Genomic DNA, 16,077 nt, shown 5'->3' with positions numbered 1-16,077 from the left:
CCTCTACCGTAGCTCTCAGACCCGCGCCTCACCAGCGGCCTCACCCGCGGTGTCGAGCAGGGTGGCGGGCGAGCCGGGCTCGACCAGCCGGATGAAGGCGCTCAGCTCGCCGACCCCGGCGGGCGTGGTCGGCAGGAACTCGGTCAGCTCCGGCGAGTGCACCAGGAACGCCGCCCACTTCGCCCGGGAGATCGCCACGTTGAGCCGGTTCTTCATCAGCAGGAACGACATCCCGCGCGGAACGTCCGCCGCCGACGACGCGGCGAGACTGACGATCGCGACCGCCGCCTCCTGGCCCTGGAACTTGTCGACGGTGCCGACGCGCACCTGCGCGAAGCCGGCGGCGTCGAGCAGCTCGCGCACCTCCGCCAGCTGGGCGTTGTACGGGGTGACGACGATGACGTCCTCCTGACCCAGCGGCGCGTCCTCGATACCGGCCCGGGGGTCGCTCCACGAGCGCCCGATCAGTTCGTCCACCAGGCGGACGACGACCGCGGCCTCCTCCGGCGAGGCGGTCGCGTTGCCCACGTGCGACACCGGCACCGGGTGCAGGCCGGGCTCGACCCCGTCCAGTTCGCGCTCGCGCGCATCCGGATGCGCGTGCAGGCGCCCCTCGTAGGAGAGCACTGAGACCGCGTGCGCGAGAGCCGGGTGCATCCGGCGGCTCTCGGCGAGGAAGTAGCCGAGCTCCGCGGGGAGCACGTCGTGGCCGTCGCTCACCCAGCCGAGGGCGGAGCCGTCGACCGGCTCCGGATGGCTGCCCTGGCTCACCTGCGGGAGCTGCTGCGGGTCGCCGAGCAGGAGCAGGTTGCGGGACGCCACACCGACCGCGATCGTCGAGGCGAGCGAGAACTGGCCGGCCTCGTCGATCACGAGCAGGTCGAGGCTGTCGCGCGGGATGCGCGCGGCGTTGGCGAAGTCCCAGGCCGTGCCGCCGACGACGTAGCCGCTCGCCTCGCGCTCCGCCGCGAACTCCAGGTGGCCGTTGCGGCGCAGCGCCGTGAACCGCGGCGCCTCGCTCGCGCCGCTCGGCACCTTGCCGACCAGGGCGGGGTCGAGCCCGGTGTCCACGACGCGGTCGAGCAGGCTCTCGACCACCGCGTGCGACTGGGCGACCACGCCGACGCGCCAGCCGTGGTCCGCGACCAGCCGCGCGATCACGTGCGCGCCGAGGTAGGACTTGCCGGTGCCGGGAGGGCCCTGCACGGCGAGGTAGGAGCGGTCCAGGTCGAGCAGGCTCGCGGTGACGGCCGCGATGCGCCCGCTCCCGTCCGCCGGCCCCTCCGGCGCGAGAGCTCCCGAGCGGGTGCGCGGCGGCGTGCGGCGGAGCAGGTCCACGGTGGCGCCGGTCGGCCAGCCGCCGTTCCGGCGGGCCGCCAGCAGGGTCGTCCCCCACTCCCGGACCGCCTCCGCGAGGGGACGCGTGTTCGGCGGGGGCGCCGGGGTGAGCGCCATCGGCAGCTGGTGGTACGCCTCGACGTCCTCCGGCAGCGTCTCCCGCACCAGGACGGACCCATCGTCTCGCACGTCGATGACCGCGACCGTGCGCACGGTCCGGGCGCCGGGCTGCGCGCGCAGCAGCCGGAACGGACCGGGGTACTCGTAGAGCAGGTATGGCCCGGAGCTCTCGCTGACCCGCACCGCGCTGCCCGCGCCCCACTGGCCGGAGAGCAGCAGCTCGCGCCGCTCGACGCGCTGCCCCTCGTCGAGGTACCAGTCGCGCACGACGCGCGCCGTCTCCACGACCAGCACGTCCCGGGTGTCCGCCCACTCCTCGACCGGCTGGATGAGCCGGGAGAAGTGGCTCTGCCAGAAGCTCTTCTGGTCGCGGCGGTGGAAGTCGATCGCCGCCGCGGCGAGCGCCATCGCCTCGCGGTCGGGCGTGCGGTGCGGGTCGAGCGGGTCGCCGGCGAACCCGAGCAGGCCCGCGCGCAGCGGCGACTCCTCCGGAGCCGGCTCCGGCTCCTCCAGCGGCGCGGCGCCGATCGGGACGCCGTTCTCCGCGGCCCGGGCGAGCAGCCAGTCGCGCAGGCGCAGCGTCGACACGCAGTCGTAACGGTTGTAGTCGCCGAGCGCGTCCAGCAGCGGCTGGGCCTCCTCGACGCGGCCGAGCGCGATCAGGTCGCGGGCGTTCGCGTACTCGGTGATGGAGTCGGCCCCGTTCGTGACCTCGCTCTGGCGCAGCTCCGAGCCCATGTAGAGCGGCTCCAGCTTCTTGATCGAGTACGACCGCGACCCCACCCGCACGGATTTGCGCACCAGCGGGTACAGGTCGACCATCACGTTGTCGCGCAGCAGGCCGTCGACCTCCTCCTCGCCGACGCCGTGCCGGGCGGAGATCGACAGCAGGTGGGTCTGCTCGTACGCCGCGTAATGGTAGATGTGCATGCCGGGGAACGCGGCGCGGCGCTCGCGGACGAAGGCCAGGAAGCGCTCCAGCGCCACCCGCTCCTCGGCGAAGTCGTGCGCCCAGAACGCGGTGAACCGGGCGTCCTGGTCGACCAGGCCGAACAGGTAGTCGAGGTTCCAGCGCTCCCCCGCCCCCTCGGTGTAGAGCGGGTCGCCCTCGAAGTCGAAGAAGATGTCACCGGGGTCGGGCTCCGGCAGCACCGCGAGCACGGGCGCGTTGAACACCCGCACCGGCGGCGGCGCGCCCTCGACGGCCTGCAGCTGCAGCGCCGCCTGCTCGCGCAGCCCCGACAGCGTCCCGTCCGGGATGCCCTCGACCGGGCCCGTGGACGCGGCGAGCGCGTCGATCGTCGTGATGCCGGCCGCCGCCAGCCGCTCGCGCTGGGTGACCCGCATTCCCGCGACGAGGAGGACGTCGCGGGCGGCCGTGACCTCGGCGTCGCAGGTGCCGCAGCGCCCGCAGACCGTGAACCGCGGGTCGCCCCACGCCACCGGACCCGGGTCGGCCACGTGCTCGGCGATGATGTCGAGCAGCCGGGCCCTGCGCTTGCGGTAGACCGGCTCGATGTCGGAGAGCCGGTGCTCGCTGATCGAGCCGTCGCCGAGGAGCAGCTCGACCGTCCCGTCGACGTCGACCCCGGTGCGCCGCAGCTGCTCGGCGTAGGCCGCGAGCTGCAGCAGGGCGGTGACACGCGCGCTGCGGGCGAGCTTGGAGTCCTGCACGCGGTAGCGGCCGTCGGGCAGCCGGACGATGAAGTCCGCGAACCCGACGAACGAGCCGTCGAAGAAGGTGGCCTGGAAGACCACCTCGCTCCCCCGGGCGAAGGCGTCGGCGGTGCGGCGGACGGCCTCCGCGAGACTCTCGGCGGTCAGCGTCTCCGGCCGTTCGATCTCGGCGACGCCGTCGCCGAAGCGCTCGCGGTACCGCTCCAGGATGTGGTGCTCCTGCTCGTCGCCGAGCCGGGACGACCGCACGTACATCGGGTCCTCGACCTCGTCGGTCTTCTCCAGCCGGCCGAGCTTGACGTCGAGCGTCCGCAGGAAGGCGAACTCGCACTTGGACGCCTCGGTCAGGTCGCTGGCGCTGGTGACGATCACTCCGTCGAGTAGGAACACACCGCTACGCTATCGGCGCCCGCCGACATCCCGGGCGGAGCCGGCCCGAGCGGAGCCGGCCGCTGCTCAGCCTTTTGCGGCCGCCTTCATCGCCCGCTTGTGCTCCCGCACCTTCGTGAGCGAGTCCGCGTCGACGATGTCGGCGACCGAGCGGTAGCCGTCCGCGCCGTAGTCGCCGGCGGCCTCCTGCCAGCCGGGCGCCTGCAGGCCCTTCTGCTTGCCGAGCAGCGCGAGGAAGATCTTCGCCTTCTGCTCCCCGAAGCCGGGCAGCGCCTTGAGCCGGCGCAGCACCTCGGCGCCGGTCGGGTCGCCCTGCGTCCAGATGGCGGCGGTGTCGCCGCCCCAGTCGTCCACGATCGCGGCGGCGAGCGACTGCAGCCGGCCGGCCATCGAGCCGGGGAACCGGTGCACCGACGGGGTCTGCTTCATCACCGCGACCAGCTCGTCCGGGTCGAGCGACGCGATCCCGGCGGGGTCGAGGGCGCCGAGGCGGTCGCGCAGCTTGGCGGGTCCGGTGAACGCGGTCTCCATCGCGATCTGCTGGTCGAGCAGCATCCCGACGAGCAGGGCGAACGGGGACTGGTCGAGGAGGGCGTCGGCTTCGGCGTCGCCGGTGATCGAGATGGGCATGCCTCATGCTCCCATCCGGCTCAGCCGACGAGCAACAGCACCCCGGCGACCGCGGACAGGAGCGCGAGCAGGAGGGCGATGCCGAGCAGCGTCGCGTGGACGCGGAGGAAGGCCGTCGCACGGCCGGCCTCGTCCCTGGCGCGCCGATCGGAGCGGACCCGGGCGAAGAAGCGCGGCCAGGCGATCACGTTGAAGACGGCGTTGACGAACAGGACGAGGGCGGCGAAGACGGTCATGGTCCCTCCAGCCTAGGCGGACGCGCCGCCGGAATCGGCCGGCCGAAGCGCTCGGCGATCAGCTCCAGCAGCGCGCGGGCGGCCGCACCGGGACGGGGATGCGCGATCACGCTCAACCGCCAGTCGACGCCCGGCGACAACGGGCGGACGACCACGCCCTCGGTGGCGTTGACCGTCAGCTCGGGGAGCGCGCCGACGCCGAGCCCCGCGGCCACGAAGCGCGGGATCTCGCCGAGGTCGGACACCTCCGTCGCGATCTCGCGGGCGAGTCCGGCCGCGGCGAGCGCGCGGTCGAGCGTGACGCGGTTGCCGAAGCCCTCCCGCGCGTCCACCCAGCGCTCCGCCGCGAGCTCGGCGAGCGGGACGGTCGGCCGGCGCGCGAGCGGATGCCCCGCGGGCAGGACGGCGACGAACGGCACCTCGACGAGCGGCAGCGCGATCGCTCCCGCCACCGGATCCGGGAGGCCGTAGAACGCGACGTCGAGCCGGCCCTGCCTGACGTCGTCCGCGAGCCCGGTCGAGCCGCTCGGCGACGGCCCCAGCCGCAGGTCGACACCCGGATGGCGCCGGCGGAACTCGCCCATGATCCCCGGCAGGTCGATGGAGGTCAGGTTGGTGAAGATCCCGACCCGGACGACCCCGCGCAGCGCGCCGTCGCCCGCGGCGAGGTCCCGCAGCCGTTCGATCGACTGCAGGCCGGTGCGCGCCTCGGCGAGCGCCGCCTCCCCCGTGCTCGTGAGGGTGACCCCGTGCGCGTCCCGCTCAAACAGCCGCGCGCCGAGTTCGCGCTCCAGCGCGGCGACCCCGGCCGAGACGGTCGACTGGGCGGCGAAGACGCGGGCGGCGGCGCGGGTGAAGTTCAGCTCTTCGGCGACGGCCACGAAGTACTCCAGCTGGCGGGTGTCCACGCGACTATCCTTGCAATCGATAGATTCGATCGCAATGATCGAGTGCTTTCGTTGGACACGATCGCCGGACGGGAGCATCCTTGCAGCATGTCCACGAACACGCCTGTCTCCCAGCCGATCCCGTCGGTGACCATCCCGTCGGCGACGACCCCCGACCGCCGGCCGTGGCGGCTCCGCCACGGCGCCGGGTTCTGGATCGTGGCCGCCGCCTTCCTCGGCGTCATGGCGTTCTCCACCATCCCGACGCCGCTCTACGCGCTGTACCAGCAGCGCGACGGCTTCCCGACCTGGGTCGTGACGGTGATCTTCGCCGCGTACGCGGTCGGTGTGATCGCGAGCCTGTTCCTGATCGGCCACCTCAGCGACTGGGCCGGCCGGCGCAGGATGGTGCTGGTCGCCATCGTGCTGGAGATCGTGGCGGCGGCGCTCTTCCTGGTCTGGAACGACGTGAGCGGCCTCATCGTCGCCCGGCTCATCTCCGGTGTCGGGGTCGGCGCGCTGACCGCGAGCGCGACGGCGCACCTCGGCGAGCTGCGGTCCGTCTCCCGCCCGGCCGAAGGCCCGCGGCTGGCGAGCACGGTCTCCACGGTCGTCAACACCGGCGGCCTGGCGCTCGGACCGCTGATCGGCGGGGTGTTCGCGCAGTTCCTGCCCGCGCCGTTGCTGCTGCCCTACGCGGTGTTCCTGGTGATCCTCGCCCTCGCGGCGCTGGCCGTCGCGCTCGTGCCCGAGACGGTGGAGCGCGCGGAGGAGCGCCCGGCGTACCGGCCGCAGCGCATCTCGCTGCCGGCGGCCTCCGGGGGCGCGTTCTCAGCCGCAGCGGTGGCGGCGTTCGCCGGCTTCGCCGTCTTCGGGCTGTTCACCTCGCTCGCGCCGAGCGTGCTGGCGGGCACGTTCCACGTCGCGTCCCACCTGCTCGCCGGCGTGGTCCCGTTCTCGGTGTTCGCCGCGTCGGCGCTGTCGCAGATCGCGTTCGCCCCGCTGCGGTCCCGTACGGCGCTGATCGTCGCCATCGTCCTCGTCGCGGTCGGCCTCGCGGGATTGGCGGTCGGAGTGCTCGGCGACTCTCTGCCGGTCTTCCTCATCGCGGGCGTGCTGGCCGGCGCAGGGGTGGGGCTGCTGTTCCGGGCGTCCATCCTGGTGGCCGGTTCGCTGGCGGCGCCGGAGCGCCGCGGGGAGGTGCTGTCGGCGATCTTCCTCGTCGCCTACGTCGGGCTGGCGCTGCCGGTGCTCCTGGTCGGCGTCGCGCTCATCCTGTGGCCGCTGGTGCCGGTTCTCGTCGGGTTCGTCGCGATCATCGGCGTCCTCTCCGTCGTCGCCGCCCTCCGCATGCTCCCCACCGCCGCCTGACCCGCCGCCCGCAACCGCCGAGTACGCGAATAATCGAGCGAAAACCGCCGAGTACGCAGACTATCCGCGTACTCGGCGGTTTCGTACGGAGGCCTGGGGGCGGCTCAGGAGGCGGCGGTGAGCTGCACGCGGAGGGAGTCCACGCGGGTGGCGATCGCGTCGTCCGCGGCCCAGCGCTGGGCGAGCCGGGAGAGGACGGCGTTCAGCTCCTCCGCCGTCAGGCCCGCGGCGAGCGTGAGGCGCACCACCAGCTCGTCGGCGGCGAGCCGGTAGTCGGGGTCGCCGGCCAGCAGCTCGACGTCGTGCACGCCGAGCTCGGAGCCGATCGAGGCGCGGAACGCGGCCACGACGACGGGGTCGCGGTGGCTCGGCAGCCACGGCTGCCCCTGCGCGAGCGCCCAGACGGCGGGGCGGCGGAGCACGAACTCGGTCTCGGAGGTCGGGTCGAGCACCAGCAGCTCGGTGTCCTCCGACGCGGCGGCGAGCGCGGCGCGCGGCCCGGCGGCCGGCACCGGGCGGGCGGCCGGGTTCCAGGCCCGCATCGCCGTCACCGACGAGAAGACGGGGAGGACCCGGCGGCCGTCGGGTGCGGCGACGGTGACGATGGAGAGCTCCTGCGTCTTGTCGACGGCGAGCCCGGCGTCGCTCGTGCCCTCCTCGCCCAGCTCGGCCACGAGCGGGATGAGCAGGCGCGCCGCGCGCACGGCGTCGACCACGGCCTCGGCGCCGACCTCGCCGGCCCGGAAGGCCGCGAGCGCGCCGAGCAGCTCGGGCGGCGCGGAGCCGTCGTCGTCGCCGAACGGGTTGTCGTCGAACTCCCGGCCCGCCCAGGGCTGGCCTGCGGAGTCGCCGGAGGTGGCGGTGAAGCCGGCGAGGGTCGCCGCGAACCCGGCCAGCCGGTCGGCGCCGGTGGCGGTGGGGCCGGGCGCAGCGGAGCCGGGCGCAGCAGAGCCGGGCGCAGCAGAGCCGGGCGCAGCGGAGCCGGGCGCAGCCTGGCGGCCGTCGCCCGCGGTCTCGTCCCCCGGCTCAGTCGCCGGCGACATCCAGCGCCTCGGGCAGCGTGAACGCGCCGGAATAGAGCGCCTTGCCGACGATCGCGCCCTCCAGGCCCAGCGGCACGAGCTCGCGCAGCGCGGCGATGTCGTCGAGGCTGGAGATGCCGCCGGAGGCGACGACCGGGCGCTCGGTCCGCTCCATAACCTGGCGCAGCAGGTCGAGGTTCGGGCCCTTGAGGGTGCCGTCCTTGGTGACGTCGGTGACGACGTAGCGGGCGCAGCCGGCCTCCTCGAGGCGCTCCAGCACCTGCCAGAGATCTCCGCCGTCGCGGGTCCAGCCGCGCGCCGCGAGCGTGGTCCCGCGGACGTCCAGGCCGACCGCGATGGCCTCGCCGTAGCGCCCGATGACGTTCGCCGCCCACTCCGGGTTCTCCAGCGCCGCGGTGCCCAGGTTCACCCTGGTCGCGCCGATCGCCAGCGCGTGCTCCAGCGACGCGTCGTCGCGGATGCCGCCGGAGAGCTCGATGTTGACGCCCTTGGTCTGACGGATGACCTTCTTGAGGAGGTCGCGGTTGTCACCCCGGCCGAACGCGGCGTCCAGGTCGACCAGGTGGATCCACTCGGCCCCGGCGTCCACCCATTCGGCGGCCGCGTCGACCGGGTCGCCGTAGCTGGTCTCGCTGCCGGCCTCGCCCTGCGTCAGCCGCACCGCCTTGCCGTCGGCGACGTCGACGGCGGGCAGCAGGACCAGCTTGGGCGTGTTCGTGAATTCACTCATATCGGTGGGTTTCCTCTGTCGGGGTCGTTCGGGCCGCGCGGCGGCCGGGGAGGGCGCTAGAGCGAACCGATCCAGTTGCGCAGCAGCTTCAGTCCGGCCTCGCCGGACTTCTCCGGGTGGAACTGGGTGGCGCTGAGCGGTCCGTTCTCCACCGCGGCGACGAACCGGGAGCCGTGCTCGGCCCAGGTCACGCGCGGCTGCGGGAACGGCCCGGTCGCCTCCAGGGTCCAGTCCTGCGCGGCGTAGGAGTGGACGAAGTAGAAGCGCTCGTCGCGGACGCCGTCGAACAGCACGGAGTCCTCAGGCGCCTCGACCGTGTTCCAGCCCATGTGCGGGACCACGTCGGCGCGGAGCAGGTCCACCTGGCCCGGCCATTCGCCGAGTCCTTCGGTCTCGAGGCCGTGCTCGACGCCGCGCTCGAAGAGCACCTGCATGCCGACGCAGATGCCGAGCACCGGCCGCCCGCCCGCGAGCCGGCGGTCGATGACCTCGTCGCCGTGCGAGCGGCGCAGCGCCTCGATCACTGCGGCGAACGCGCCGACGCCGGGGACCAGCAGGCCGTCGGCCTCCTGCGCGCGGCGGCGGTTGCCGGTGAGCTCGACGTTCGCGCCTGCGGCCTCCAGCGCCTTGACCGCGGAGTGGACGTTGCCGGTGCCGTAGTCGAAGACGACGACGTCGGGTGCGGTCACAGGGCGCCCTTCGTCGAGGGGATGCCGGACACGAGCGGGTCGAGGGCCTTGGCCTGGCGGAACGCGCGCGCGAACGCCTTGAACTCGGCCTCCGCGATGTGGTGCGGGTCGCGCCCGCCGACGACGGTGACGTGCACGGTCAGCCCGGCGTTGAACGCGATCGCCTCGAACACGTGCCGCACCATCGATCCGGTGAAGTGCCCGCCGATGAGGTGGAACTCGAACCCGGCCGGCTCGCCGGCGTGCACCAGGTACGGACGGCCGGAGATGTCGACGACCGCCTGGACCAGCGCCTCGTCGAGGGGCACGAGGGCGTCGCCGTAGCGGGAGATGCCGGACTTGTCGCCGAGCGCCTCCTTGATGGCCTGGCCGAGGACGATCGCGACGTCCTCCACCGTGTGGTGCACGTCGATATCGGTGTCGCCGCTCGCCCGCACCCGGAGGTCGGTGAGCGAGTGCTTGGCGAACGCGGTCAGCAGGTGGTCGTAGAACGGCACCGACGTCTGGATGTCGGACATCCCGGTGCCGTCGAGGTCGAGGCTGAGCTCGATGCTGGACTCGCTGGTCGCGCGCTGGAGCTGGGCGGTCCGATTCGTCATGACTGCGAGCTTACCGACTGCGCGCCGGCCGGCACGGCCCCGGACGGGCGGCCGAGCGCGCGGAGCGCCTCCAGGAACGCGGTCGTCTCCGTCTCGGTGCCGGCGGTCACCCGGAGGTGGTGCGGGATGCCGACGTCGCGGATGAGGACGCCGCGCTCCAGCAGCGCCTCGAACACCGCGTGCGGGTCGTCCACGCCGCCGAAGAGCACGAAGTTGCTGCCGCTGCAGTGCGGGAGGTAGCCGAGCTCGGCGAGCTCGACCACGAGCCGGTCGCGCTGCGCGCGGATCTCGCCGACCATGGCGAGCATCTCGTCGGAGTGCGCGAGCGCCCCGAGCGCGGCGGCCTGGGTGATCGCGGAGAGGTGGTAGGGCAGCCGGACCAGCCGGAGGGCGTCCACCACCGCAGGGTCGGCTGCGAGGTAGCCGACGCGCGCGCCCGCGAACGCGAACGCCTTGCTCATCGTGCGGGAGACGAGCAGCCGCTCGCGTCCGGGCAGCAGCGTGAGCGCCGAGGGCTCGCCCTCGGGCATGAACTCGGCGTACGCCTCGTCCACGATCACGATGCCGCGGGCCGCGGCGTAGACGGCCTCGACGGTGTCGAGCGAGAGCGGCGTCCCGGTCGGGTTGTTGGGCGAGCAGAGGATGACGATGTCGGGGTCGTGCTCGCGCACGGCGGCCGCCGCGGTCTCCGGCGACAGCTCGAACTCGGCGTCGCGCCCCGCCGCGATCCAGCCCGTGCCGGTCCCGGAGGCGAGGAGCGGGTACATGGAGTAGGTGGGGGCGAACCCGAGGAGGCTGCGTCCCGGCCCGCCGAACGCCTGCAGGATGTGCTGCAGGACTTCATTGGACCCGTTGGCCGCCCAGACCTGCTCGGCGGTGAGGCCGTGCCCGAGGTAGCGGGCGAACGCCTCTCGCAGCTCGGTGAACTCCCGGTCCGGGTACCGGTTAACGCCGGTGACCGCGACCGCGACCCGCGCGACGATGTCGGCGGCGACGTCTTCCGGAACGGGATGCGTGTTCTCGTTGACGTTCAACGCGACGGGCACGACCTTCTGCGGCGCCCCGTACGGGGTGCGACCGCGCAGGTCGTCACGGATCGGAAGATCGGAGAGGGAGGTCACCCTTCAATGGTAGTCAGCGCCGCTGAGCGCTTCCGCCGTGTGACGCTGCGCTGCTCCTTGTCGTACTGCGCTGCTACTTCTCGTACTGCGACGGGATCGCCAACTGCTGCCCCGGGGTCACGACCGCCGAGTCCAGCCCGTTCAGGTTCACCAGGTCGGCGATCACATCGCGCGGGTCGGCGTTGGGCGCGATGCGCGAGGCGACCGACCAGAGCGAGTCTCCGGACTGCACGGTCACGTAGTGGAAGGTCACGTTCGCCTGATCCCCCGACGCGGCAGCTCCCCCGCCGTTGAGCGCGAACACGAACGCCCCTATCACGATCGGCAGAGCGGCCAGCATCGTGAGCACGAACCGACCACGACGCGTGAGCCGCAGCCGAACACGCCCACCCGCCTGCGCACCACTCACGTCGACGTGGTTCATCCCAACGCTGTGAATCACTGCTGTGCTCATCGTGACCTCCAAAGGCTCCGGTCGAAGCTCTGTTCCGAATATATCTTCGAATGTTCGAGACCGCAATCCTCGGCCCGGCGAAAAAACCCGCACGGATTTCGAGACACACTCGAACACATGTTTGTCGGGCAGCCGTACTGTGGATACAGTTTCGATTGTCTGGACGTAAGACAACCAGGCACCACCGACATTCGGTCCCACCGGATGGCGGGGACGGTCACGAAGGGACGAGCGTGTCGAACGAGAACCAGGCTCCGCGCACGCGGCGCCGCAAGAACCTCAGCGAGAAGCAGCTCGCCATCCTCGACGTGATCCAGCGGTCGGTGAGCCAGCGCGGGTATCCGCCGAGCATGCGCGAGATCGGCGACGCCGTCGGCCTCTCCAGCCTCTCGTCCGTCACCCACCAGCTGAACCAGCTCGAGCTGAGCGGGTACCTGCGGCGCGACCCGAACCGGCCGCGCGCGCTGGAGATCCTGATCGACCTGCCGTCCGCGGCCACGCCCGACTTCGAGAACCAGACCCCGGTCGGCGACGCCGCGATGGTCCCGCTCGTCGGCCGCATCGCCGCCGGCGTCCCGATCACCGCGGAGCAGCAGGTGGAGGAGGTCTTCCCGCTCCCCCGCCAGCTCGTCGGCAACGGCGAGCTCTTCATGCTCAAAGTGGTCGGCGAGTCGATGATCGACGCCGCCATCTGCGACGGCGACTGGGTGGTCGTCCGCGCGCAGAACACGGCGGAGAACGGCGACATCGTCGCGGCCATGCTCGACGAGGAGGCCACCGTCAAGGTGTTCCGCCAGCGCGACGGCCACACCTGGCTGCTGCCGCGCAACTCCAACTTCGAGCCGATCCTCGGCGACTACTCGACCATCCTCGGCAAGGTCGTCGCCGTCCTCCGCGCCGTCTGACCCGAGACGTGACTAGTTGCGGGAATCGCCACGGCGATTTCCGCGATTAGTCACGTCTCGGCTGCGGGGTCAGGCCCAGCCGAGTTCTTGGAGGCGGGCGTCGGTGAGGCCGAAGTAGTGGCCGATCTCGTGCACGAGGGTCACGCGCACCCGCTCGCGGAGCTGCTCGACCGTCTCGCACGACGCCTCGAGGTTGTTGCGGAACAGCGTGATCCGGTCCGGCAGCTCCCCGAAGCCGTACACGCCGCGCCGCGTCAGCGGGTGCCCGGTGTACAGCCCGTAGAGCCGCGGCCGCGCCCCCGGCGGCTGATCCTGGATGATGAACGCCACGTTCTCCAGCGGCCGCACCATGTCGTCCGGCAGGCCGTCGAAGACGTCGTCCACGAGCCGCTCGAACTCGTCGTCCGCGATGCGCACCATGCGCTCATCATCCCCGAACGGCGGAGGCCGCGCTCCCCCGTCCGCGGAGAGCGGAACAGGGGTAGCGCGGCCTCCGGCGCAGGACGGGTCAGGCGTTGACGCCCACGCGCTCCCGCACGTCGCGCGTCGCGGCGATGATGTTGCGCAGCGACGCCACCGTCTCGTCGTACCCGCGGGTCTTGAGCCCGCAGTCCGGGTTCACCCAGAGCTGGCGGCCCGGGATGGCGCTGAGCGCCGTCTCCAGCAGCTCGGTCACCTCGGCGACCGACGGCACGCGCGGCGAGTGGATGTCGTAGACGCCCGGGCCGATGCCGTGCTCGAAGCCGGAGCGCTGGATGTCGTGGACGACCTCCATGCGGCTGCGGGCGGCCTCGATGCTGGTCACGTCGGCGTCGAGGTTGCGGATCGCGTCGATGACCACGCCGAACTCCGAGTAGCAGAGGTGCGTGTGGATCTGCGTCGCGTCCGCCACCCCGGAGGTCGCCAGGCGGAACGAGCCCACCGACCACTCCAGGTAGTCGGCCTGGTCGGCGCGCTTCAGCGGCAGCAGCTCGCGCAGCGCCGGCTCGTCCACCTGCACGACGCGGATGCCCGCGGCCTCCAGGTCGGCGATCTCGTCGCGGAGCGCCAGGGCGACCTGGCGGGCGGTCTCGCCGAGCGGCTGGTCGTCGCGCACGAACGACCAGGCCAGGATGGTGACCGGTCCGGTCAGCATGCCCTTGACCGGCTTCTCGGTCAGAGTCTGGGTGTAGGTCGACCAGTCGACCGTGATCGGCTTCGGCCGCGAGACGTCACCCCACAGGATCGACGGCCGGGTGCAGCGCGACCCGTAGGACTGGACCCAGCCGTTCTGGGTGACCGCGAAGCCGTCCAGGTTCTCGGCGAAGTACTGCACCATGTCGTTGCGCTCGGGCTCGCCGTGGACGATGACGTCCAGGCCGATCTCCTCCTGGAGGTCGACGACGCGCTTGATCTCGGCCTGCATCCGGCCCAGGTACTCGGCCTCGTCGATGACCCCCTTGGCGAGCTGGGCGCGCGAGCGGCGGATGTCGGCGGTCTGCGGGAACGACCCGATCGTGGTCGTCGGGAGGAACGGCAGGTGCAGTGCCTCGTCCTGCGCGGCCTGCCGCGCGCCGTACTCGCCGCGGCGGAAGTCCGCTCGGGTCAGCGCGGCCTCCCGGGAGCGCACGGCCTCCACGCGGACACCCGGAGCGGAGGCCCGGTCGGCGAGCGCCGCGGTCGCCGCGGTGAGCTCGTCCTGGATGGCTTCGTGGCCGTCCACGATGCCGCGCGCGAGCACCGCGACCTGGCCGACCTTCTGGTCGGCGAACGCGAGCCAGGTCTTCAGCCGGGCGTCGAGGTCCGGCTCGTCGTCCACATCGTGCGGGACGTGCTGCAGCGAGGTGGAGGTCGACACCGCGACGTCGGGGCTCAGCGACAGCAGCTCGGTCAGCTTCCCGAAGGCGGCCTCCAGGTCGCCGCGCCAGATGTTGTGGCCGTCGATCACACCGCCGACCAGGGTCTTGCCGGCCAGCGCGGAGCGGGTGGCGGCGTCGAGCCCGGCCGGGACGGCGCCCTTCACCAGGTCGAGGGAGATCGCCTCCACCGGCGACACGGCGAGCACCGGGAGGGCGTCGTCCAGGCTGCCGTACGGGGCCGCCACGAAGATCGCGGGGCGCTCGGCCGCGCCGCCCAGTTCGGCGTACGCCGCGCGCGCGGCCTCGAGCACCTCGGTACGCGGCTCCTCGATGCTCTCCGAGACCAGCGCCGGCTCGTCCAGCTGCACCCACGGCGCGCCCGCCGCGGCGAGGCGGGCCAGCAGCTCGCGATAGACCGGCAGCAGGTCGCCGAGCCGGGACAGCGGGCGGAAGCCCTCCGGCGCCTCGTCGCTCGGCTTGCTCAGCAGGAGGAAGGTGACCGGGCCGACGATCGCCGGACGGGTGACGAAGCCGGCGGCGCGGGCCTCCTCGAACTCGCGCACGATGCGGTCGGACGCGAGCCGGAAGTCCGTCTCCGGCCCGATCTCGGGAACGAGGTAGTGGTAGTTGGAGTCGAACCACTTGGTCATCTCCAGCGGGGCCTTCTCGCCCTCGCCGCGCGCGATGGTGAAGTAGCCCGCGAGGTCGACCGAGCCGTCCGTGGCGGCCAGTCCGGCGAACCGGGACGGGATCGCGCCGACGGTCACGGCGGCGTCGAGGACCTGGTCGTAGAAGCTGAAGCTCTCCGGGATGGCGGCGTCGTCGCGGCCGAGCCCAAGCGCGGCGAGGCGCTCCCGGGTGCTCGCGCGAAGCTCGGCGGCCGTGGCCTCCAGCTCGTCGGCGGTCGTCGAGCCGGCCCAGAACGCCTCGACGGCCTTCTTGAGCTCACGGCGGCGGCCGATGCGCGGGTAGCCGATGATGGTGCCCACCGGGAAGGCGGAGCGGGTGGTGGTGTCGGTCATGCGGGATCGCCTGCTTTCTGCGGGGTGGCGGAGGTGGTCGATGCGGGGTGCAGCAGCCCTGCCCTCTCGAGGACCGAGAGGACGGCCGCGTGCTGGTTGAACGCGTAGAGGTGGATGCCGGGGGCGCCGCCGGCGAGCAGCCGTTCGGCGAGCCGCGCGGTCCAGTCGATGCCGATCTGGCGCCGGCCCTCCTCGTCGGGCTCGACCTCGAGCTGGATGGCGAGGTCGCTCGGCAGGTCGTCGCCGCTCAGCTCGAGCATGCGCTTGAGGCGGGCGGGCGAGGTCACCGGCATGATGCCGGGGAGGATGGGGAACAGCACGCCCGCGTCCTTCGCCTTCTGCGCGAACGACAGGTAGTCCTCCGCATGGAAGAACAGCTGGCTGATGCCGAGGTTGGCGCCGGCCGCCTGCTTGGCGAGCAGCGCGTCGATGTCCTGCGAGGCGGAGTGCGACGACGGGTGGCCGTGCGGGAACGCCGCGACGGCGATCTGGACGTGCTCGCGGCGCGAGAGCACGGCCTCCGCGTGCAGTCCGGGCACCGGGAGCGCGTCGTACGGCACGCGCTCGGCCTGGACCCGGTGGATGAGCTGCACGAGCTCCGCGGAGCTCTTGAGGTCGCCGAGCCCGTCCTCCCCGGGCGCCAGGCCCGCGGGCGGGTCGCCGCGGATCGCGAGGAAGCGGCGGATGCCCGCGTCCAGGAACTCCCGGATCAGCCGGTTCGCCTCGGCGTGGGTGGAGCCGACGCAGGTGAGGTGCGCCATCGGGCTGACGTCGGTGTGCTCGAGGATGTAGCGCAGCACCTCCAGCGACGACTCGCGCGACGACCCGTTCGCTCCGTAGGTCACCGAGATGAAGTCGGGTCCTGCGGCGGCGAGACGGTCGATCGTCGTCGGCAGTGCGGCGGCGGCGCGTTCGTTGCGCGGCGGATACAGTTCGAAAGAGAACCGCGCGTCGGTACAGTCCATGGTTCCTCGGTGTCGATCAGCGTCACGGGCGCCCTCGCTCGCAGGCGGCGGTGACCGTCGAA

Annotated in this window: 15 protein-coding genes; 2 read left to right on the top strand and 13 right to left on the bottom strand. The window is 72.6% G+C overall.

Annotated features, from left to right (window positions below):
• Positions 1-15 precede the first annotated feature (15 nt).
• From HNR13_RS09675 to HNR13_RS09660, 4 genes are all read right to left on the bottom strand, one after another.
• The gene (locus HNR13_RS09675; protein ID WP_179605559.1) at positions 16-3,525 is read right to left on the bottom strand and encodes a TM0106 family RecB-like putative nuclease; all 3,510 of its coding nucleotides are present in this window, start codon (positions 3,523-3,525) and stop codon (positions 16-18) included.
• A gap of 66 nt (positions 3,526-3,591) precedes the next feature.
• Positions 3,592-4,155: an HhH-GPD-type base excision DNA repair protein gene (locus HNR13_RS09670; RefSeq protein WP_179605558.1), complete on the bottom strand. Its 564-nt coding sequence runs from the start codon at positions 4,153-4,155 to the stop codon at positions 3,592-3,594.
• Between the two features lie 20 nt (positions 4,156-4,175).
• A complete protein-coding gene (locus HNR13_RS09665; RefSeq protein WP_179605557.1) occupies positions 4,176-4,391 on the bottom strand; it encodes an SCO4848 family membrane protein in 216 nt (71 codons plus the stop codon).
• On the bottom strand, positions 4,388-5,299 hold the full coding sequence (locus HNR13_RS09660) for a LysR substrate-binding domain-containing protein (protein WP_179605556.1): 912 nt from the start codon (positions 5,297-5,299) through the stop codon (positions 4,388-4,390). Before HNR13_RS09660 ends, HNR13_RS09665 begins: the two co-directional genes overlap by 4 nt.
• An 87-nt stretch (positions 5,300-5,386) precedes the next feature.
• On the opposite strand from HNR13_RS09660, the gene HNR13_RS09655 reads away from it, so the two are divergent.
• A complete protein-coding gene (locus HNR13_RS09655; protein WP_179605555.1) occupies positions 5,387-6,649 on the top strand; it encodes an MFS transporter in 1,263 nt (420 codons plus the stop codon).
• A 104-nt stretch (positions 6,650-6,753) separates the two neighbouring features.
• On the opposite strand, the gene HNR13_RS09650 is transcribed toward HNR13_RS09655, so the two are convergent.
• From HNR13_RS09650 to HNR13_RS09625, 6 genes are all read right to left on the bottom strand, one after another.
• Positions 6,754-7,692: an SseB family protein gene (locus HNR13_RS09650; protein WP_179605554.1), complete on the bottom strand. Its 939-nt coding sequence runs from the start codon at positions 7,690-7,692 to the stop codon at positions 6,754-6,756.
• Positions 7,676-8,422 carry a bifunctional 1-(5-phosphoribosyl)-5-((5-phosphoribosylamino)methylideneamino)imidazole-4-carboxamide isomerase/phosphoribosylanthranilate isomerase PriA gene (gene priA, locus HNR13_RS09645; RefSeq protein ID WP_179605553.1) on the bottom strand — a complete coding sequence of 249 codons (747 nt, stop codon included), beginning with the start codon at positions 8,420-8,422 and terminating at the stop codon, positions 7,676-7,678. Before priA ends, HNR13_RS09650 begins: the two co-directional genes overlap by 17 nt.
• Positions 8,423-8,478: 56 nt before the next feature.
• Positions 8,479-9,111 (bottom strand): imidazole glycerol phosphate synthase subunit HisH, encoded by a 633-nt coding sequence (gene hisH / locus HNR13_RS09640; protein WP_179605552.1) that lies wholly within the window; start codon positions 9,109-9,111, stop codon positions 8,479-8,481.
• Positions 9,108-9,710: an imidazoleglycerol-phosphate dehydratase HisB gene (gene hisB, locus HNR13_RS09635; RefSeq protein ID WP_179605551.1), complete on the bottom strand. Its 603-nt coding sequence runs from the start codon at positions 9,708-9,710 to the stop codon at positions 9,108-9,110. The genes hisH and hisB overlap by 4 nt, the downstream gene beginning before the upstream one ends.
• On the bottom strand, positions 9,707-10,831 hold the full coding sequence (locus HNR13_RS09630) for a histidinol-phosphate transaminase (protein WP_179605550.1): 1,125 nt from the start codon (positions 10,829-10,831) through the stop codon (positions 9,707-9,709). The genes hisB and HNR13_RS09630 overlap by 4 nt, the downstream gene beginning before the upstream one ends.
• A gap of 73 nt (positions 10,832-10,904) precedes the next feature.
• Entirely contained in the window at positions 10,905-11,255 is a 351-nt protein-coding gene (locus HNR13_RS09625; protein ID WP_246312740.1) for a LysM peptidoglycan-binding domain-containing protein, read from the bottom strand.
• A 263-nt stretch (positions 11,256-11,518) separates the two neighbouring features.
• On the opposite strand from HNR13_RS09625, the gene lexA reads away from it, so the two are divergent.
• On the top strand, positions 11,519-12,190 hold the full coding sequence (gene lexA, locus HNR13_RS09620; protein WP_179605548.1) for a transcriptional repressor LexA: 672 nt from the start codon (positions 11,519-11,521) through the stop codon (positions 12,188-12,190).
• A 69-nt stretch (positions 12,191-12,259) separates the two neighbouring features.
• Here lexA and HNR13_RS09615 read toward each other — a convergent pair whose 3' ends face one another.
• From HNR13_RS09615 to HNR13_RS09605, 3 genes are all read right to left on the bottom strand, one after another.
• Positions 12,260-12,610: a metallopeptidase family protein gene (locus HNR13_RS09615; RefSeq protein ID WP_179605547.1), complete on the bottom strand. Its 351-nt coding sequence runs from the start codon at positions 12,608-12,610 to the stop codon at positions 12,260-12,262.
• Positions 12,611-12,698: 88 nt separating this feature from the next.
• Entirely contained in the window at positions 12,699-15,050 is a 2,352-nt protein-coding gene (metE, locus tag HNR13_RS09610) for a 5-methyltetrahydropteroyltriglutamate--homocysteine S-methyltransferase (protein ID WP_179605546.1), read from the bottom strand.
• On the bottom strand, positions 15,047-16,015 hold the full coding sequence (locus HNR13_RS09605; RefSeq protein WP_179605545.1) for a methylenetetrahydrofolate reductase: 969 nt from the start codon (positions 16,013-16,015) through the stop codon (positions 15,047-15,049). Before HNR13_RS09605 ends, metE begins: the two co-directional genes overlap by 4 nt.
• Positions 16,016-16,077: the final 62 nt, after the last annotated feature.

This window comes from Leifsonia shinshuensis, assembly GCF_013410375.1.
Lineage (GTDB): Bacteria > Actinomycetota > Actinomycetes > Actinomycetales > Microbacteriaceae > Leifsonia > Leifsonia shinshuensis.
This window is presented reverse-complemented; position numbering and strand designations above follow the sequence as displayed.